The following is a 19097-nucleotide window of genomic DNA, read 5'->3' on the forward strand; positions in this document are numbered from 1 at the left end:
GATTTTTTTTACATAAACGGTCAAATTTATTTTACCGAATAAATTTATTATAAAGGAGTAGATAAAGTGGACATATTAAAAAACCGGAATTTCCTCTTATTATTTTTAGGAAGAATTTTCACCAACATAGGAGATAGTTTGTATTATGTAGCCGCGATGTGGCTCGTATACAAATTAAGTGGTAATCCTTTTTATTCTGGATTGGCTGGTTCCCTTACGTTATTACCTTCTGCATTACAATTTCTTACTGGTCCATTCGTTGATAGATGGTCCATTAAAAACACCCTCGTCATTACACAAGTTCTGCAATGCATTCTTATTTTAATCATTCCTATTACACACTACTTCGACCTACTAACAGTCCACCTACTACTCATCATCATGCCTATCGTAGCCTTTATTGAACAATTCGCCTATCCCGCACAATCAAAAGCTTTACCACTTCTACTGCATAAAACACAATTATTAAAAGGAAATTCACTCTTCTCATTTGCATATCAAGGCATTGATTTAATTTGTACGACGCTTTCTGGAATATTAGTAGCACTATTTGGCGCGATCACTTTATATGTAATTGACTCTTTCACATTCGCAATTACTGCCCTTTTGTTCTTTTCATTGAAAATACCAAAGCAAACCGAAACGGGCACATCACTTTCAACTAAACAATATTTCTCTGATTTAAAAGAAGGTTTTTCAATTGTCTTCCGTTCCTTAATGGGCGTATTCTTAATCGGTTCCGTTGTCGCTAATTTTTCAATCGGTATGACGATGGCAATACTCCCTTCTTTCGCTGATTCTTTAGGCGGTGTAAAATTATATGGTTTCTTTTTAGCCGCTATATCCGACGGTTGTTTAATTGGAGCACTATTCAGTTCATGGGTTGGTAAACATAATGTTGGCCGTGTCTCCATTATTAGCTTTGCGACTGGCGCTTTCTTTTGGTTTCTCTCTACAGTTGTACCGTTTCAATGGTTATCCATTTTTTTATTCGGCTTAGCTTGGATACCAATTGGTGCGACCAACATATTATTTGCGACTATTGGTCAAATTGTAATTCCAAACCAATATCTTGGGCGTATCAATTCAGTCACACGAAGCATGGGCACAATTGCTATGCCACTCGGCTCTTTAATTGGCGGATACACTGCGAATGTATATAGTAGCCAACTCATTTTCGCGCTTGCTAGCATCGGGATTTTATTCATTTCCCTCGTATGGCTACTTCATCCGAAATTACGGGCTTTTCCAAAAGCTGATGAAATTACAGCGGATACTTTTGAGCTTCAGTTTAAAGAAGAGTGCGGGAAAGGTGCGGCTTTATAACAGAACAAACATAACCCCGTTCTAAATTGGGGACGGGGTTAAAAATATAATTATTTCATTTTGGATGTAAAATACTTCACTAAAAATATACCAATGAAGTCGTTTGAATATCTAAAATTTATTCAACAATAGCACCAACTAAAAGGTTCCGTTAACGCTTTGATGGCCATGCCCCCTGCATTTTCCTTAATTGAATAATTTGGCCTGTATGATAAGCATCATGAAGCATGATGTCCAGTAATTTACCTTCAAGTGAATTTTGTTCAAGCTCTCTTTCAGAAATTGCACTTAATACCTGTCTTAAATTACGCTGAGCATTTTCAGAGCGTTCAACGACTTCCTTCCATTCCGTATCATTATTAGATTGCTTAGTAAGATAAAAGGTGTCATTACCGTCAAGATTATGTGTCCATTCACGTCCTTCCAAGTTTGCAGCAAGTCTTTCTTTGTAATAAGTGAGATGATTAACATTCTCCCAAATGGTATTCGTTGTCTCTCCAGCTGGTTTCCACATAGCCTGTTCAGCTGTAAGTCCTTCTATAGCATGTTTAAACGGTGCATACCAACTCTCTTTATCGAATGTTGAATCTAGTGTGTTTAATAACAAGTCAATTCGTTTCAAAGTAATTTCCTCCCTACACAGTTCAAGTTTTAATACACTCCCTCTAACTCTGTAGAGATTCTACATTTTTAAATAAACTTCCTCCTAATCCCACTCCATAAACTCATCCGATTATGCAATTAAAATGACTCATATTTTTTCATTTCACACGTATACTAGCGACAAAAAAGAAGAGGCCATTTTCAAACAGCCTCTTCCATCTATTTAGGAAGCTCCACCCGAACAGTGGTCCCTTCCCCCTTCGTACTATATACCGAAACGTTTCCGTTATGCAGTTCAACAATCTTCTGCACGATTGATAATCCTAAACCGCTACCTTCTACGTTTCTTGCCCTTGCTGTATCTACTTTGTAAAAACGATCAAAAATACGATCCATTTCTTCTTTTTCCATACCAATTCCGTTATCCGATATAGAGATAATGACACTAGACTCTAACTCTTCGACAAAAAACTCAATCGTTCCACCATCGTTTGAAAACTTGATGCTATTCGTGAAAATGTTACTCCATACTTGATGAAGTAAGTTTTCATCACCTTTTATAGTGATATCTGGCACATCAAATTCAACGGCAATATCTTTCTCGCGCCATTTCCACTCAAGCATAAAAATGACGTCTTTAATTTGCTTCTGCAGATTGAATTCTCTTATTTGTAGAACCTTTTCCTCTTTATCTAATGAAGCGAGCGTCAGTAACTGTTTACATAAACTAGACATTCGCTTACTTTCGCCTTCAATAATTTGTAAGTAATGATTTCTTTCTTCCTCACTCATCTTTTCTGTTTGCAACGTTTTTGAAAAACCTTGTATGGAAGAAAGCGGCGACTGGAATTCATGTGAAACGTTCGAAACAAATTCTTGTCTCATTTCATCTAGTTCTTTAATACTCTTCGTCATCTTTTGGAAGCTTGTGGATAACGTTCCTATTTCATCTTTTCGTTTTACATCTAATTCAATTTCATATTCCCCACTCGCAATTTTTTGTGTAGCCTTCGTAAATTTACGGATTGGGCGAACGATATAACCTGCTGCAATCGCTATAAAGATAATACTTAATAGTACGATAAACCCAAGTAATACCGCTAAGAAAATTCGCATCTCGCCAAATTGGTTCTGAATGTCAGGACGAATAAATAACGCGTACTGTTTATCACCGTGCTTTACCGGTACACCAACACTATTTATTAATTCATTATCGAAAAATCCTGTAATAAAAAGACGCGTTGGATACGTAGAAATACCATTAAACGTTTCTCCTTGCAATACTTTATGAACAGTAGCATCGCTAATAGACGTCTTACGAAACGCATTGCCGATACGCTTTCCATTCTTTTGATCATCGACAATATAAATTTCATACCCTAACTTTGCAATAGAATGCAAATACGTCTCTTGATTTTCTTCACTTTGCTTTTCATATAATGACTTAACTTCTTCCGCATACTTTAAAATCTTCTCACTGTTATACGGTTTTAACTTCACTTGATAATATACGTTCGTTAATAAAAAGCCGATAATACTACTAAGTAGCATAATACCGACCGTCATAAATACAAATCTAGAATATAGTGATTTCATTTTATTTCAGCTCCAACTTATATCCGAGTCCGCGTACTGTCGTAATTTGAAAATCATCCGTTCGTTTTGAGAAACGATCTCGGAGCCTTTTCACATGAACATCAACTGTTCGTTCATCCCCTTCAAAATCCATTCCCCATACTAGTTCAATTAACTCTTCTCTTGAAAATGTTCTTCCAGGATAACTAGCAAGTTGTGATAATAGCTCAAATTCCTTTAAAGGAAGCAAAATTGTTTGACCGTTACACTTTACTTCCACACCTTTTCGATCAATTGTCGTTCCGTGCAACGTAATAATATCTGCACTCAGCATTTGATAACGACGTAATAAAGCTTTCATACGGAAAATGACTTCAGCTGGTTCAAATGGTTTTACGATATAATCATCTGTACCAGAAATGAATCCTTTTTCTTTATCCACTAACTGGTCTTTCGCAGTTAATAAAATAACAGGAATATCATGATACTTCCGTATTTCTTCACATAACGTATAACCATCAACGAAAGGCATCATAATGTCTACGATCGCAAGATGAATGTTTTCCTTCTCTAATACGTCTTGCGCTACCTTTCCATTTTCCGCCTCAAAAACTTTAAACCCCTCTTTTTGTAAATGATAATGCAATAACTCTCTAATATGTTTATCGTCATCAGCTAATAAAATATGTATCATCTTCATTAAACCCTCTCTCGTTCATCCTGCTACATCACTACATTAAGAAACAATTGGATTTTTTGCAAGAAAAAGAAAAGGATTCCTTAGAAGATACTCTTGTTATCATTGTGGTCAGCTGCTTTATTACTCTTATAACTTGGTGATGTTGTACTCTGGTGTACGAATAAGTGATCTATTACTTTTTTAGTAAGTGGCATAAAGAAATTCAGTAATAGCCCACCTAAACAAACAGTTAATATAGTCCCAACACCAATTGGTCCATGTAAAATCGTTGCCATTATTAAGAATATAAGGTAAATACATGTTCGTGATATAAAGATATTCGTTCTAGTTAATTCTTGTATGATTAAAGTTAATCGATCAATTGGAATGGGAGCAAAATTTGTTTGTAAATATATTGCAGTTCCTAATCCTGTAATAACTAATCCGATTCCAAAATAAATCATTTTACTGTACCATATTTCAGGTGTAATTAAATTGCGTAATAAAAATAGCCACACATCAATACCAATACCCGTTATGAATGCTGTTAACAACCCTAGTATCTCTGGTCTATGTCTTTTTAAAATTGAGTTACAACATATTAATAATAAAGCTATTATTATTTCCCAGCTTCCCACAGTAAGTCCCACATTTAAAGAAAGTCCTACTAAAAGCGCATCAAAAGGTGACGTTCCAAGATCTGATTGTATTGTGAAAGAAATACCAAGGGTTAATATTAAAATTCCTAATACATAAAAAACATACTTCATTTTAATCAACCTCTTCATCGTTATTTTTGTTGCATTTACAATAAAAATATTTTATATTAAATGTAACTTCAAATTGTTGCATTTGCAATAAAAATAAAAGATAAGGAGTTCATTATGAAAGAAATTCTTCGTGAAATTGGCATGATTGCAAGGGCATTAGATTCTATTAGTAATATAGAATTTAAAGAATATGAGCTTACAAAAGGTCAGTATTTGTACCTTGTGCGAATATGTGAAAACCCAGGAATCATTCAAGAAAAGCTATCTGAGATGATAAAAGTAGATCGTACAACCGCAGCCCGTGCTATCAAAAAGCTTGAACTCAATGGATTTATCGAAAAGAAAGAAGATGAATCTAACAAGAAAATCAAAAAACTTTTCCCAACAGAAAAAGGGAAAAACGTCTATCCTTTTATTAAAAGAGAAAACGATTATTCAAATACTGTTGCATTAGAGGGATTTTCGGAAACAGAAGCGGAAACTATTTCTAACCTTCTTCAAAGAGTAAGAAAAAATATAGAAAAAGATTGGGAATTTGTAAAAAAGGGAAATAAGAGAGATTATTGATTATATAAAGGAGCGAACTATTAATATGACTACACATATAGAAAAGTGCACCCTTAAAGATATACACAAACTTCAAGAAATTAGTTATGAAACATTTAATGAAACTTTTAAACATCAAAATTCACCCGAAAATATGCATCATTATTTGGAAAAGGCATTTAACTTAAAGCAATTAGAAAAAGAATTATCCAATAACTCTTCTCAATTCTTTTTTGTCTACTTCAACGATGAAATTGCTGGGTATCTGAAGATCAATACTGATGATGCTCAGTCTGAAGAAATGGGCGATGAATCACTTGAAGTCGAGAGAATTTATATAAAGAGCTCCTTTCAAAAACATGGTCTTGGTAAACACCTACTAAATAATGCTATTGAAATTGCAATAGCAAATAATAAAAAGAATATTTGGCTAGGCGTATGGGAAAAAAATGAAAATGCTATTGCTTTTTATAAGAACTTAGGTTTTGTACAAGCTGGCTCTCACTCCTTTTATATGGGCGATGACGAACAAGTTGACCTTATCATGATCAAAACACTCATATAACTTTTTTGAGAGGTGGGCTATTATGTATATTCCAAAGTATTTTAAAGTCACAAATGTTGATGAAATTTGGGATTTTGTTCAAAAAAACTCTTTTGGAACAATCGTCACAACAAAAAAAGAGAAACCAATCGCAACTCATTTGCCTTTTGGGTTAACTAAACAAGGTGATGATTATTTTATTACTGGACATATGGCTTATGGGAACCCCCAGTGGAGAACATTTGAAACCTGTGAGGATGTTCTTATAATGTTTCAGGGACCGCACTCTTATATCTCTTCTTCTTGGTATGAAAATGAAGAAGTTCCAACATGGAATTATCAAGCTGTCCATATATATGGTAAAGCAAGTATTTTAGATAAAGAGGAATTAATAGATGAATTAACAACAATGCTGAAAAAATATGAAGAGCATCGTGAAAATCCAGTATTATGGGATAAACTTTCCCCTACTCTCTTAGAAAATGAACTGAAAGGTATAGTTGGATTTAAGGTTAAGGTGGGAGACATCCAGGCTGCATATAAATTAAGTCAAAATCGAAATGAGACGGATTATATTAACATTATTGAGAAATTGTACGATGAAGAAAATCCAGATGCAAAACAAATGGCGAAACTCATGGGGAGTAGATTAAAAAATCACATATAATCCATCGTTATTCAACTCTCACATTTCAAAATTAAAGAACAGACTGGAGCGCTTTATCGGCGGTTTTCTTTAGAACGTAAAAGATTGAACTGAAAGTGACTGGCGTTTAATTAAAAAAGAATCTATTTTGAAAACAGATGATTCAAAATAGATTCTTACGTTTTAGTATTAAGATTATTTTAATCAAAAACAATTTCTAAGCCTTCGAAATATCAACAAATCCTTCTCCGAACACATCACGAACATCGTGTATAGCGATGAACGCAGCTGGATCTGTAGTTTGAACAATCCGCTTTAGCTTCACTACTTCTTGCTTATTAATAACAACATAAAGAATTTCCTTCGGAGTTTTCGTGTAATAGCCATGACCTGAATACACAGTAACCCCTCTACCCATTAAAGTCGTCACCTTCCCAGCAATTTCATCTGGTTTATCAGAAATAATCGTGATGGCCTTTTTCGGATTTAAACCTTCAATTACAAATTCCATTACTTTCGTTCCTACATATAACATAATAATTGTCAGCATCAGTTTTTCTGCACCAATGATGAAATAAGATGAAAACGCAACGATTAAATCGAAGAACAGTAGACCATAGCTAATACTCCAGCCTAAATACTTATGCGTCATTCTTGCTAAAATCGTAGTACCTGCAGTTGTTCCGCCAACACGAATGATTAGACCAATACCACACCCAATAAATATTCCACCGAAAATGGCATTTACGAGCATTTCATCAGAAGCAATCGTCCAGCCTTCTGTTAAATGAAGAAATAGCGAGTTGGTCACTACAGCAATAATCGTATAAATCGTTGTAATCTTATTTAAAAATTTATAACCGACTATTAACAAAATCGCATTTAAAATTAAGTTAACTAAACCTGGTGACCACTCAAATAAATAGTACGTAATAATCGTGATACCTGTTACCCCGCCCTCACCAAACTCGTTCGGAATAACAAATAAATTGACACCTAACGCAAAAAGAAATGCACCGATAATAATAAAAATAATGTCTGTCGTTCTTTTTTTCATACAGTACCTCACTTCTTATGTAAATATTTATTCTGCCATAAACTCTCACTATTATATCGTGGAATATTCAAATCGAACAGTGGTTTGTTTTTATTTTAATATAGGATAAAAAATCAACATTATTTATTATGTACTGCAAATAAAGTTTTGATTTCACCCGTAATTTACTCTTAAAAAGAAATGCTGAACATTGACTTGCACAAATTTCAAATAAAAAAGTACCCATCTAATTGTCATACGCAATGAGAATTAGATGGGTACTGCATGATACATTTAGTTTTTACATGTATTGTTTGGAGAAAATTGCAAATAACGACCTATACTCGCCTTATTAAGACCAAATCCATACATCATCATTATTTTCAGTGTTCGTCTTTGCTTCATGAACTCTTTCGATATGATCAACTGTGTTCCAGTTAATAGAACTTCCGCCCCAGCCTACATACTTCATATCAATTTTTACTTTCTCACCCGTATTAAATACTTGTCCCTTTGTTAAGAAAACATCAATAATATCTTTCTTCCCATTTAGCGATGGATATTCAACTACGACATATTTAGTAGCACCGTCTCCCTCATCTTCCATCGTTCCTACTTTTGCTACTTCTCCAATTACATAATCAGGTGAGCCATCTTCTTTCATATGCATACCTAACTTGTTTGTTGTATTTTCAACTGCAGTTGCAACCATATATTCTGTAAAATTACGCATCATAGATCCAGTAGCTTTTACTTCATCTCCTACTTTAACGTTTGAAAGTGAATCAATATACACACTAACAGGTTCCTCATATTGCTTAGATTTAACAACAATTACACCGTTATCTACTTCTACTACTCGTCCTTCTAACGTCGAGAAGTTCGATTCAATAGAAGCTGCACTCGCTTTTGTTAGTTCTAATCCTGGTACATTTGTTCCTGATAATGCTGCGATCCCTAAAGCACCTGCTAAAATTATTTTTTTCATACCCATTATGAAACATCTCCATTCATGATGATTTTATTTTTGATTGGTATCGACCAACCTGTAATCATTATAGTTACAGGTTATAAAAATAACAACCGTTTTCCTCATGCAATGTTGCATACTGTGATTTTCAAATGTAAATTTTAACCAAAAATGTTTGTAGATTATTCCTATATTCAGCACTAATACTAAATTCTCAAATTACAGCAGGTGAACTTATTGGAGGCGGAGAAACTAATGTCATGTACAATGTTCTTCAACTCTACGGTTTGTATAGCCGTAGTCCATTACATTCTGTAGCAGCGGAGTTAACATGTTAATAAAACCATAGAGGTTACAAGCAGGAGATATCGTGGCGACAGTAAGTCCTTCATGGGGAGGCGCAGGTGATTCTGAGATAAGATAACGATATGACTGTGAATTAGTACTTTTCAAATGATAAAGGGGGATTTACGTGTATGGAAGTAACATTTACAGTAAGTAAATGGGATGAAAAACCAATTGATGATACTAGAAAAGATTTTCCTATTAATATTGCTCATGTTGAATATGATATCGATGGGGAATTACAAGGAAAAGCTTTTGTTGAATACTTATTATATTATTTGGACTCAAATATAAATGATGGTCACTTGGCTACTGCTAAAATTTCTGGTTTTTTACACTTCGAAGGAATTTATAAGGGGCAACAAGGGACATTTACAGCTATAGAGCAAGGAATATTTGATAAAGGAAATTTAGATTCCCCAGGAACAATTATTAAAGCTACCAGTAACTTAGAAAATCTGAGAGGGTCCTATAATTATCAGTTTACAGGTCAAACTAGTAAACTAATTTTAGAGTTTGAACTTTAGCAACATACCCTATAATTTAGTGGAAAGGACATTTCTTGTAATACTAGGAATGTCCTTTTTGTTGACGAGCTAGTACGTTATAGTCACTGCCAATTTTTGTAGGCAGCGTTGATGTTAATAGTCCTTGTACAGCGAATCTCCCCTGTTCATCTTTAGATCCTTCTGTAAATAAAACAACATCCTCTCTCGTAAAAGTTCTTTCAAAGGTAATTTTTTCGCCTACTTGCAACTTCATCGATCCTCCTCCTCAAATACACTTGTAAAATAAGAAAAACCGAAACTAAAATCATTTCGGTTTTTCAAAACTATAGAAATCAATATTTACTTTAAAGAATGAACAAACAACCCACTACGCAGTTTCGGTTCAAACCACGTTGATTTCGGCGGCATGACTTCTCCGGCATCTGCGATTGCTAATAAATCTTCCATAGATGTCGGATATAATGCGAATGCTGCTTTGTATTCGCCGCTGTTCACAAGGCGTTCTAGTTCTTCTAGCCCCCGTATTCCGCCAACAAAATCAATGCGTGAATCAGAACGCGGATCATGTATTTCAAGTACTTGGCTTAATAAATGATCTTGCAGGATAGATACATCTAAACCTCTAACAAGATCATTCGCATCAAATGTTTCTTCTTTCACAGTAAGCTTATACCACTTCTCATTTACATACATACCAAATGTTTTTGGCTCATTTGGTTTATACGGAGAAACAGGTGCTTCTTCTACATAAAAGTACTGCGTAATTTGATTTAAAAACTGTTCCTCTGATAAGCCATTTAAATCTTTCACAACTCGGTTATAGTCCCAAATCGATAATTCATCATGAGGGAATAGAACCGATAAGAAGAAATTAAATTCCTCTTCTCCTGTGTAATTTGGATATTGTTCTCTTCGCATAAGTCCTACTTTTGCAGCTGATGCAGAACGGTGATGCCCATCTGCAATATAAAGATTAGGAATATCTTCAAATGCGTTTACTAAAGTCGTAATTACATCTCCATCTGCAATCTTCCACGCAATATGCTTAACACCGTCTTCTGCTGTAAATGTATAAATTGGCGCATGCTCTTCTTTCCAGCTTCTAATTAAATGCTTTACTTCATCTTTTGTACGGTACGTTAAAAAGATCGGACCTGTATTGGCGTCACACACATCTACGTGGCGAATACGATCTAGCTCTTTTTCATGACGTGTTCTTTCATGTTTTTTAATTGTATCATCTTCATACTCATCAATAGATGTACAAACAACAAGACCTGACTGCATTCTTCCTTGCATCGTCAGTTCATAAATATATAGCGCTGGCTCTTCATCTTGTATGAACACTTCTTCTCGTATAAATTGCTTTAAATTGTCACCCGCTTTTTCATACACGCGATCATCATACGGTGACAGTTCAGGATCTAAATCAATTTCTGCTTTATCAACATGCAAGAAAGAATATGGATTCCCTTTTACAACTTCCCTTGCCTCTTCACTATTTAATACGTCATACGGTAAAGCTGCCACTTGTGCCGCTTTTTCCTCTACTGGACGAATGGCCCGAAACGGTCGTATTTTTGCCACATTCCTCTCTCCTTTACACAATCATTCGAACGGCTACAACACCTGTAATTTTGCTTATATTTTCTACAATATTCTCTTTTATTATATCATCAATTCCGTTATCGATATCAATCATTGTGTATGCCCAAGAATGTTTACTACGATTAATCATATCGGCAATATTAATATGATGTTCCGCTAAGCATCCTGTAATTTGCCCTACCATATTCGGGACGTTTTGATGCATAATTGTAATTCGTTTCTTTCCGATATACGGCAATTCTACGTTTGGATAGTTTACTGAATTACGAATATTTCCTGTCTCTAAATATTCACGTAATTGACGTGCTGCCATTACTGCACAATTTTCTTCTGATTCAGACGTAGATGCGCCAAGGTGAGGCGTCGCTGTTACATTTTTCATCTTTATTACATTTTCATTTGGGAAGTCCGTTACGTAATGTGTAATAATATCTTCTTCTAATGCCTTTTGAAGAACCTTTTCATCTACAAGTTCTCCTCTAGAGAAATTAAATAGACGCATCCCTCTTTTCATCTTCTCTACAGCGTGTTCCCCAATAATCCCCTTCGTTTGATTCGTAAGAGGAATATGCAGTGTAATATAATCACACGTTGCAAAAATTTCATCAAGGCTAAATGCTCTTTGCACATGTGTAGAAAGACGCCAAGCTGTTTCAACTGAAATATAAGGATCATATCCGATAACATCCATCCCTAACGCTAACGCATCGTTCGCAACTAAAGCACCGATTGCGCCAAGTCCGATAACACCTAGACGTTTCCCTGCAATTTCTGATCCAACAAATTGTTTTTTTCCTGATTCAACAAGCTGTGGTACTTCTTCACCCTCTAAGTTTTTCGTCCAACTTACACCATTAATAATGTTACGTGAAGACATAATAAGACTGGCAATAATGAGTTCCTTTACAGCGTTTGCATTTGCCCCCGGCGTGTTAAATACTACAATTCCTTTTTCTGTACATCGCTCGACAGGAATATTATTTACACCAGCGCCAGCTCTTGCAATCGCCTTTAAGTCTTTTGAAAACTCTTCTTGATGTAAAGAGTAGCTACGAAGCAAAATTCCATCTGGATGATTGATTCTATCTCCTACTTCATAACGTTCTTCAGTAAAAACTTGCAAACCTTTTTCTGCAATTTGATTTAACGTTTGAACACGAAACATATCCCCATCTCCCTATCTATTCTCAAGCTCAAATTCCTTCATATAATTTACTAATTGCTGTACGCCTTGTACTGGCATCGCATTGTAAATACTAGCGCGCATACCACCGACTGATCGATGTCCTTTTAACGTAACAAGGCCGCGTTCCTTCGCTTTTTGTAAAAACTCATTGTTAAGTTCTTCTGACGGTGTTGTAAACGGAATGTTCATAAGTGATCGATACGCAGGATCAACTGGTGAAGTAAACAATTTAGATTCATCTAAAAAATGATAAATAAGTGAAGATTTCATTCTATTTTGTTCTTCAATCGCAGATACTCCGCCTTGCTCTTTCAACCACTCTAGTACAAGTTTTGTTACGTAAATACTAAAGGATGGCGGTGTATTATATAAGGAGTTATTTTTACTGTAAGTTTCATAATTTAACATTGTCGGACAAGAGCGATCTGCTCCCCCGATTAAATCTCTTTTTATAATCGCAATCGTTAAGCCCGCAGGTCCTAAATTCTTTTGCGCCCCCGCATATATAAGACCAAACTTCGAAACATCATATTGTTCTGACAAAATATTTGAAGACATATCCGCAACGAGCGGCACTCTTTCTACATGTGGAATTCCCACATATTTTGTCCCTTCAATTGTATTATTCGTTGTAATATGTACATAATCTAGTTTTTCATCGCTTAGTAAACCGTCCAGTTTAGGAATCGTAGTAAACTTCTCTTGCTCGGAAGAAGCAATCACTTGTACTTCCCCAACTTTTTCGGCTTCTTGCAGTGCCTTTTTAGACCATGAGCCAGTTAGTACGTATCCAGCTGTTTTATACGTATTCATTAAGTTCAGTGGTATCATAGAGAATTGTAATGACGCACCGCCTTGTAAAAATAAAACTTCATACTCATCAGGGATGCTCATTAATTCACGAAGTAAGTTACTCGCTTCCTCTATAATACTTTGAAAATAAGAAGATCGATGACTCATTTCCATAATAGACATGCCTGTCCCGTTATAATTTACAAGCTCCTTTTGCACTTTCTCTAAAACTGGCAAAGGGAGTATTGATGGTCCTGCTGAAAAATTATAGACTCTCTCCATTACCCTCATAACCTCCCTATTTCGCATTTTCATTAATTTTTAAACTTTCTGAATTATAACCTAAAATATAATATACGGTCAATTTGTTTTCTATTATTAGGGCGCAAGACGCGATGGAATCGCTTGCAAGTGCAGACTTTTTTATGGACATATAAAAAAGTGTTAAGTACATAATCGTACTTAACACTCTAATAATGAAAGAATAATAGCTAGTCGTTCGTAAAGAACCGATCAAAAATTTGATAAATAGCAGAAAGACCAATGAGCCAATAAATAGTGTCCACAAGCGCCGGCATAGAACCAAACCATTTCTCAACTACATTGTAATCTAACGCTACCAATAACCAATTCAAACCGCCAAGAATCACCAATATTACTGTAAGGTAAGACAAAAATTTCATTATGATTGCCCCCTAGGTGATAAGATGGTGAAAGGCCTTTCACTAGAAATATATGTAGTAAACTTTAAAACTTACCTATTTTATAAAAATTATTTTCGGTACCACCCGCTAATAACTGCCTCTGCTTCTTTACTATGTATTTGATACGCATGTGTACTATCATTAGAGCCAATAAACCATATTGAAAAACCTTTAAAATATGGTTTCGGTTCTAATACATCTCGGTAAGCACGCCATCCATTTAATTGTACATCTTTCGAAAACACATTTGAAACATCTGGATTCCATGGATTTTGCAATCCAAGTTCACGTGCTGGAACGTTAAATCCACCGAAGTAAACTGGCTTTCCTGTTGCATTATGTAATTGTTCCAATTGTTGAACAATATTTTGCCCACGATTATATACTGTTGTCGCAAATAAACTTTGCTTCACTTCTTCATATGTTGGATTTCTTTTTCCTGACACTTCAAACCAACTGTCTATGCTAACAATATCCACCTTTTTTAAATACGGGCGATTGATTTTCTCTTTAAACTTCGCTTCATAAGAAGGGTCCCAGCTTGCTGTTAACCACCAGTTCATTTGATACAAAACATTTCCTTTATACTGATTACGAACAAAATCAATTGTATCGCTCCAGTATCCTTCTGCATACTCCATATTCACGAAATTAGAAGCAATCTTTAGTCCATACACATTGTATTTACTTGTAATGGAATTAAAAATATCTTGCAGAATAACCGTCTTCCAATTCCAGAAGAAATCATTAATGTTACTTGGGTTCCATTCTGTCTCTCCAACATTCCCCTGCTGAATATACGGGAACGGTTCCACTATAACTTGAATATTACGCTTTAATAATTCTTGAATTAAAATAATAGCTTGTTGCTTTTGCGCTTGATTAATTACCATGTTAGTAGAAGTCACATTTGGGATATCTACTTGAATCGGTACATTTACTGTATTTAAATTTAAACGCTCCACATCCGCTAACACTTTCGCTACATTTCCAACTTCCCATACTGTGACGTTTCCTGATTTGATTTTTTCAGATTGAACAGTATTTACATCTGCCTGTACATTTCCTTGAAAACAAAAAGAAAACAACATAATAAACACTCCTAAAAAACTTATTAAACTCTTATTTTTCTTCACAACTTTCCCCCTATAATTTTTGGCTTTCTTGATTATTTTATACAACGTTTCACATTTATTCCAGAAAAAAATGAAGTGCCGTTCAACTATATTCATATAAATCTTCTAAAAATAGTAGGAAAAATAAAAAAGGAGCAGATTTCCGCCCCTTTTTATCCTTTTACGATTGAAATTATTGAATCCCTTCTGGTAACTTAATTGAATCAAACTTTTCATATGAATCAATCTTTATACTCACAACTGCATCCAATTTTTCCTTATCTGTACTAGCTTTTTTATCTGAGTTACTTTCACTCACTTTTATAGTTGTTCGCATCTCTTCAAATTTATAATCTTTTGTTATTATATATTCAATGTTAAACGCATCCATATTAAATCCTTCCGTTAATTTTTTCATATCTCCATTGATTTTTTGTAACGTATCTACCGCTTCTTTTCCCTTTAATTCAAGTGTAAGTTTATATGTGTCTCCATCTTTCTTTGCCTTCATTTTCTTAGCCAAAGCTTCTGGTAAATCTAACTCATTAAGTAAATTTTTACTGACCATTACATCATTTACATTAAATTGATCATTAGGTATCGTAACTAACTCTCCTGTATCAGGGTTTTTCACTTGAGCAGCGACCTTTCCATCTACTTCATACGTTACAATATCTGTACCACTTATTTTCATTTCAGCTCTAGAATTCTTCAGTTTCGGCTCCATCTGTATTTTCATTTTAATTTCTTCTGATTGGCCGCTCCCCTTCATTGACATAAGAGATGTCAATGTAAGATATTCCTCTTGTTTTAATCCGTCAGCTGCTTTTTTAAAAATATCTTTCGCTACTAACTCTTTTTCTTTTTTTACAGATACTGTTTTAGGTCCACTTGTTTTTTCACTGCTACAACCAGTTGTTAAACCTACTATTAGCGCCAAACTAGATATTACAACCATTTTCTTCATACTGATTCTCTCCATTTCCCACTTAAAAATATTTTCATCCCATGTATAGTAAATCAACTGAAATAAATATATATACAATAATTATTTAACCTCTAAACGAAACCAGTTATTCAATCCGTATACTAACGTAACTAAAGCTCCTATCACACCAAAAACAACAATATTTATACCAATTGACGAACCGAATAAAACAGCTATCATTGACACTATTAGTAATAGCATGGCAATACTATTTATCTTAATTTCTACTACATCGCCATCCTTTACTTTCTTTTCTTTACTTCCAAAAAAGAATTGTTTTACTTTAATATTCGCTTCATCTAATTCAAAAGGAAGCGTATATTCTTCGTTATTCTCAAGTTTCATTACTACTTCGTTATCTACCTTTACAGCAACTCTTGCTGCTCCGCCCATCATCCCTGTTGCCCTTATTACTTTAACGCTCATATTAAATCCCCCTATTCGATTTCACTGCAACTATTAAGAAATTTTCCTTGTTGTACACTACTTCATCCTCCGTTTAATAAACATAATATTCCAAAAGGTATTATAACAAGTCTCTGTATAATATTTTGTCAAAACTTGTCGCTTCTTTACAAAAAGGATATTTTATCCATTATCATAATAAAGAGACTCTTACAATCGTAAGAGTCTCTTGTATAAAGCAAAACTTTCATTAGCCGAAGGAGTATTACCTCATAAAGCTGGGCCATCTGCAAATAAGAACTTACTATCACTTCGGCTGCAAAGTTAATACCTTCCCCTCTATCCCCTCCGTATTCAATGTAGTCGTATGATACGTGCCATTTACCCAATCATCTATTTGATCATGATACCAATCGCTTCTAAAATGGCCCGACTGTCCTGGCCCTACGATATGATAACCGTTTGACATATCTTTCGTATCAATAATAAATCTCCAAGACGCCCCGTGATTTACAATGCCGTTTTCGCCGTAACTCGCTGCTTGCACGGTAACTTGGCTCCCACCAATTGGAACTGGCTTCTCACGATTAAAAGCGAGTAATGCTAACATACTCGATGATTTCGAAATGGGATGTGTAAAAGCGAGTTGATGGTAATCGCCCCACTTCCACTCTCCAACATCAGGTCCATATTCCTTCTGCAATTTCTTCATTACATTCTCGTACGATGTATGCACAACTTTTGTGAAACCTCCGTACTTCGTAAACCAAACGCTATTTTCTCCCGCTACTTCTTTTCGAATCAATTCATCAACAACTTGTGACTTTCCTTCAAATAACTCCAGTACATCTTTCGGTATTTCTTTTGAAAATAACGTATTTGAAATCTCTTTCATTAACAAATGGAATATTAATGGTGCCGCTTCATCTTTACTATCGTAAAAATTCCACTTTGTTAATTGGTCTACGCCTTCTTTCTCTACCTCATTTAAAGGTGCTTTATTTAACTCTTTTAAAAATATAGGAGTAAACTCTTTCCCATATAAATTCTTTTGATCCATCTGTAACTCTTCTAAATCTTTCACCGTATACTTTTCCTTCTCTTGCAAAAATTCTTGAATACGCATTTGCCTATATGGCTGCGCCCACGTATTGCTAATATGATACGGATAATCATCATCAACAATTTTATTATTCGCAGTTGAAATAAACCCTTGTTTTGGATTAATTACTTTTGGAAGTTGATCAAACGGGATATACCCTTCCCATTCATATTCATCTGTCCATCCTGGAACAGGTAAGCTACCATCACCTTTTTTACGCACTGGTATATTTCCATTCGCTTTATAAGCAATTGTGCCGTCGTTTGATGCAAACACAAAGTTTTGGGTTGGTGTATGAAAATCTTGAAGAGCGGTTTCAAACTCATTCCAGTCTTTTGCTTTGTTCATATTTAATACAGCTTTTAACTCAGCTGACGGTTCTAAAGCTGTCCACTTTAAAGAGAATACTGTTTTCGTTTTCTCCTTCCCCTTATCCGCAAACTCTGAAATTACTGGCCCATGCCTCGTAATCGTAACGTTATAAGGAATTGTCTTCCCGCCTTTTACTTTAATCGACTCGTCTACAACGGTAGCTTTTTCCCATTTATCGTTATACAGAAATTCATTTTCATTATTAGGATTTCTCTTCTCAATATATAAATCTTGCACATCAGGCCCTGTATTCGTAACACCCCATGCTATTTTGTCATTGTGTCCTAATATAACACCTGGTACTCCAGCGAAAATAACGCCACTCACATTTAAACCTTTCATTTCAAGTCTCGTTTGATACCAAATAGAAGGCGTCGCAAGAGATAAATGAGGATCATCTGCTAAAATTGGCTTACCTGACGCACTCTTCTCACCGCTCACAACCCAGTTATTACTACCGTTAAACTCCGGCGGAATTATCGTTTTTGAAAAACTTTGTGCTACGTCCACATTTGTATTTTTCAGTTCAGCTAGCAATCTAGGGGCATCTTTCGGATATGCAGGAAATAGCTCATTCGCTTGCTCTTTCGGAAGATTTTTCAGCGCCCAATATCGAAATGCCTGTCCGTGCCAATGTCCTCCTAAGTCAAACGCCATATACTTCCCGATCGTTAAAGTATCAACAATTGACCACTCAGCAGGTTCATAACCTAATATAGTAAACTCAACTGGTAATTTCTTTTCCTCTTTCGCCTCACGTATAAAAGCGTTAACCCCATCAGCAAATGACTGCAGGGCATCTTTCGCTTCTCCATTATATTGACTAACTGAAGCTTCGGCCGCTCGCCGTAAACCGAGTGTTCGAAACAATTTATCTCGGTCAACAGCTGCTTCCCCAACAACTTCACTTAACATACCAGAAGCTTGTCTTCTACTTAAATCCATTTGAAACAACCGATCTTGCGCTTGTACATATCCTTGTGAAAAATATAAATCATGTGCATTTTCCGATTTAATATGCGGGACACCTTTACTATCCCGCTTCACCGTAACAGCTTGTTGTAAATCCTCTAGCTTTATCGTTCCATCTATCTTTGGCATAGATTTCAGCGTATATATGTTCAAAAAAATCGCAGCGGAAATAACTAACAAAAGAACGATACTACTAGCCCAAATAAAAATTCTTTTTCCCCTTTTTCGTTTCTTCTTTATAACGACTTCCATATAACCACCCCTTTCTCACACTATTCGCTTCTTTTTGAGAAAGAACCTTTTA

At 35.2% G+C, this 19097-nt stretch carries 19 protein-coding genes and 1 pseudogene; 5 read left to right on the top strand and 15 right to left on the bottom strand.

The features are described from left to right. Positions 1-66: 66 nt before the first annotated feature. Positions 67-1326, top strand: coding sequence for an MFS transporter (locus V6946_RS16500; protein ID WP_033692555.1), 1260 nt, complete (start codon positions 67-69; stop codon positions 1324-1326). 151 nt (positions 1327-1477) lie between these two features. On the opposite strand, the gene V6946_RS16505 is transcribed toward V6946_RS16500, so the two are convergent. The 4 genes from V6946_RS16505 to V6946_RS16520 all read right to left on the bottom strand — a co-directional run bounded on the left by V6946_RS16505 (position 1478) and on the right by V6946_RS16520 (position 4953). Beyond that, positions 1478-1948: a DinB family protein gene (locus tag V6946_RS16505; RefSeq protein ID WP_006922808.1), complete on the bottom strand. Its 471-nt coding sequence runs from the start codon at positions 1946-1948 to the stop codon at positions 1478-1480. A gap of 200 nt (positions 1949-2148) precedes the next feature. Continuing rightward, on the bottom strand, positions 2149-3525 hold the full coding sequence (locus V6946_RS16510) for a cell wall metabolism sensor histidine kinase WalK (protein WP_006922809.1): 1377 nt from the start codon (positions 3523-3525) through the stop codon (positions 2149-2151). A gap of 1 nt (position 3526) precedes the next feature. Beyond that, positions 3527-4204 carry a response regulator transcription factor gene (locus V6946_RS16515; protein WP_006922810.1) on the bottom strand — a complete coding sequence of 226 codons (678 nt, stop codon included), beginning with the start codon at positions 4202-4204 and terminating at the stop codon, positions 3527-3529. A gap of 80 nt (positions 4205-4284) precedes the next feature. Next, positions 4285-4953, bottom strand: a complete 669-nt coding sequence (locus V6946_RS16520) for a YitT family protein (RefSeq protein WP_000878277.1) — start codon at positions 4951-4953, stop codon at positions 4285-4287. A gap of 114 nt (positions 4954-5067) precedes the next feature. Between V6946_RS16520 and V6946_RS16525 the strand changes: the two genes are divergently transcribed. From V6946_RS16525 to paiB, 3 genes are read left to right on the top strand one after another with little or no spacing between them, the layout of a single operon-like run. Further along, on the top strand, positions 5068-5520 hold the full coding sequence (locus V6946_RS16525; protein ID WP_000658990.1) for a MarR family winged helix-turn-helix transcriptional regulator: 453 nt from the start codon (positions 5068-5070) through the stop codon (positions 5518-5520). Between the two features lie 25 nt (positions 5521-5545). Beyond that, entirely contained in the window at positions 5546-6064 is a 519-nt protein-coding gene (locus tag V6946_RS16530) for a GNAT family N-acetyltransferase (RefSeq protein ID WP_000207064.1), read from the top strand. A gap of 22 nt (positions 6065-6086) precedes the next feature. Continuing rightward, entirely contained in the window at positions 6087-6710 is a 624-nt protein-coding gene (gene paiB / locus V6946_RS16535; RefSeq protein ID WP_000275824.1) for a protease synthase/sporulation negative transcriptional regulator PaiB, read from the top strand. A 196-nt stretch (positions 6711-6906) separates the two neighbouring features. Here the strand turns inward: paiB and V6946_RS16540 are convergent, their stop codons facing one another. Together V6946_RS16540 and V6946_RS16545 are read right to left on the bottom strand one after the other, a co-directional pair. After that, positions 6907-7746, bottom strand: a complete 840-nt coding sequence (locus V6946_RS16540) for a YitT family protein (protein ID WP_000747497.1) — start codon at positions 7744-7746, stop codon at positions 6907-6909. A 331-nt stretch (positions 7747-8077) separates the two neighbouring features. After that, positions 8078-8719 carry a F0F1 ATP synthase subunit alpha gene (locus V6946_RS16545; RefSeq protein WP_006922815.1) on the bottom strand — a complete coding sequence of 214 codons (642 nt, stop codon included), beginning with the start codon at positions 8717-8719 and terminating at the stop codon, positions 8078-8080. A 452-nt stretch (positions 8720-9171) separates the two neighbouring features. Here V6946_RS16545 and V6946_RS16550 point away from each other — a divergent pair, with 452 nt between their 5' ends. Then, the gene (locus tag V6946_RS16550) at positions 9172-9567 is read left to right on the top strand and encodes a DUF3224 domain-containing protein (RefSeq protein WP_006922816.1); all 396 of its coding nucleotides are present in this window, start codon (positions 9172-9174) and stop codon (positions 9565-9567) included. Between the two features lie 61 nt (positions 9568-9628). Here the strand turns inward: V6946_RS16550 and V6946_RS16555 are convergent. From V6946_RS16555 to V6946_RS16595, 9 genes and pseudogenes are all read right to left on the bottom strand, one after another. Continuing rightward, positions 9629-9802, bottom strand: a pseudogene (locus V6946_RS16555) (dehydratase); the annotation flags it as partial. An 86-nt stretch (positions 9803-9888) separates the two neighbouring features. After that, the gene (locus V6946_RS16560; protein WP_006922820.1) at positions 9889-11136 is read right to left on the bottom strand and encodes a DUF1015 domain-containing protein; all 1248 of its coding nucleotides are present in this window, start codon (positions 11134-11136) and stop codon (positions 9889-9891) included. A 13-nt stretch (positions 11137-11149) separates the two neighbouring features. Then, a complete protein-coding gene (locus tag V6946_RS16565; protein WP_000490228.1) occupies positions 11150-12322 on the bottom strand; it encodes a 3-phosphoglycerate dehydrogenase family protein in 1173 nt (390 codons plus the stop codon). A gap of 12 nt (positions 12323-12334) precedes the next feature. Next, a complete protein-coding gene (serC, locus tag V6946_RS16570; RefSeq protein WP_366981860.1) occupies positions 12335-13417 on the bottom strand; it encodes a 3-phosphoserine/phosphohydroxythreonine transaminase in 1083 nt (360 codons plus the stop codon). Positions 13418-13626: 209 nt separating this feature from the next. Then, positions 13627-13818 (bottom strand): DUF378 domain-containing protein, encoded by a 192-nt coding sequence (locus tag V6946_RS16575; protein ID WP_000670805.1) that lies wholly within the window; start codon positions 13816-13818, stop codon positions 13627-13629. Between the two features lie 89 nt (positions 13819-13907). Further along, positions 13908-14975, bottom strand: a complete 1068-nt coding sequence (locus tag V6946_RS16580; RefSeq protein ID WP_006922823.1) for a glycoside hydrolase family 113 — start codon at positions 14973-14975, stop codon at positions 13908-13910. A gap of 172 nt (positions 14976-15147) precedes the next feature. Continuing rightward, entirely contained in the window at positions 15148-15921 is a 774-nt protein-coding gene (locus tag V6946_RS16585; protein WP_000738991.1) for a DUF6612 family protein, read from the bottom strand. Between the two features lie 81 nt (positions 15922-16002). Further along, positions 16003-16368: a hypothetical protein gene (locus V6946_RS16590; RefSeq protein ID WP_006922825.1), complete on the bottom strand. Its 366-nt coding sequence runs from the start codon at positions 16366-16368 to the stop codon at positions 16003-16005. 286 nt (positions 16369-16654) lie between these two features. After that, positions 16655-19045, bottom strand: coding sequence for a penicillin acylase family protein (locus V6946_RS16595; RefSeq protein ID WP_006922827.1), 2391 nt, complete (start codon positions 19043-19045; stop codon positions 16655-16657). Positions 19046-19097: the final 52 nt, after the last annotated feature.

Origin of the sequence: Bacillus sp. PPSBB_2 (genome assembly GCF_045291115.1) — a bacterium.
Taxonomy (GTDB): domain Bacteria; phylum Bacillota; class Bacilli; order Bacillales; family Bacillaceae_G; genus Bacillus_A; species Bacillus_A cereus.

What these genes read in the sequence shown, in the direction of transcription:
- V6946_RS16510 (WP_006922809.1), bottom strand. Translation starts at nt 3,525, where the DNA reads ATGAAATCACTATATTCTAGATTTGTATTTATGACGGTCGGTATTATG.
- V6946_RS16515 (WP_006922810.1), bottom strand. Translation starts at nt 4,204, where the DNA reads ATGAAGATGATACATATTTTATTAGCTGATGACGATAAACATATTAGA.
- V6946_RS16520 (WP_000878277.1), bottom strand. Translation starts at nt 4,953, where the DNA reads ATGAAGTATGTTTTTTATGTATTAGGAATTTTAATATTAACCCTTGGT.
- V6946_RS16525 (WP_000658990.1), top strand. Translation starts at nt 5,068, where the DNA reads ATGAAAGAAATTCTTCGTGAAATTGGCATGATTGCAAGGGCATTAGAT.
- V6946_RS16530 (WP_000207064.1), top strand. Translation starts at nt 5,546, where the DNA reads ATGACTACACATATAGAAAAGTGCACCCTTAAAGATATACACAAACTT.
- paiB (WP_000275824.1), top strand. Translation starts at nt 6,087, where the DNA reads ATGTATATTCCAAAGTATTTTAAAGTCACAAATGTTGATGAAATTTGG.
- V6946_RS16540 (WP_000747497.1), bottom strand. Translation starts at nt 7,746, where the DNA reads ATGAAAAAAAGAACGACAGACATTATTTTTATTATTATCGGTGCATTT.
- V6946_RS16545 (WP_006922815.1), bottom strand. Translation starts at nt 8,719, where the DNA reads ATGGGTATGAAAAAAATAATTTTAGCAGGTGCTTTAGGGATCGCAGCA.
- V6946_RS16550 (WP_006922816.1), top strand. Translation starts at nt 9,172, where the DNA reads ATGGAAGTAACATTTACAGTAAGTAAATGGGATGAAAAACCAATTGAT.
- V6946_RS16565 (WP_000490228.1), bottom strand. Translation starts at nt 12,322, where the DNA reads ATGTTTCGTGTTCAAACGTTAAATCAAATTGCAGAAAAAGGTTTGCAA.
- serC (WP_366981860.1), bottom strand. Translation starts at nt 13,417, where the DNA reads ATGGAGAGAGTCTATAATTTTTCAGCAGGACCATCAATACTCCCTTTG.
- V6946_RS16575 (WP_000670805.1), bottom strand. Translation starts at nt 13,818, where the DNA reads ATGAAATTTTTGTCTTACCTTACAGTAATATTGGTGATTCTTGGCGGT.
- V6946_RS16585 (WP_000738991.1), bottom strand. Translation starts at nt 15,921, where the DNA reads ATGAAGAAAATGGTTGTAATATCTAGTTTGGCGCTAATAGTAGGTTTA.
- V6946_RS16590 (WP_006922825.1), bottom strand. Translation starts at nt 16,368, where the DNA reads ATGAGCGTTAAAGTAATAAGGGCAACAGGGATGATGGGCGGAGCAGCA.
- V6946_RS16595 (WP_006922827.1), bottom strand. Translation starts at nt 19,045, where the DNA reads ATGGAAGTCGTTATAAAGAAGAAACGAAAAAGGGGAAAAAGAATTTTT.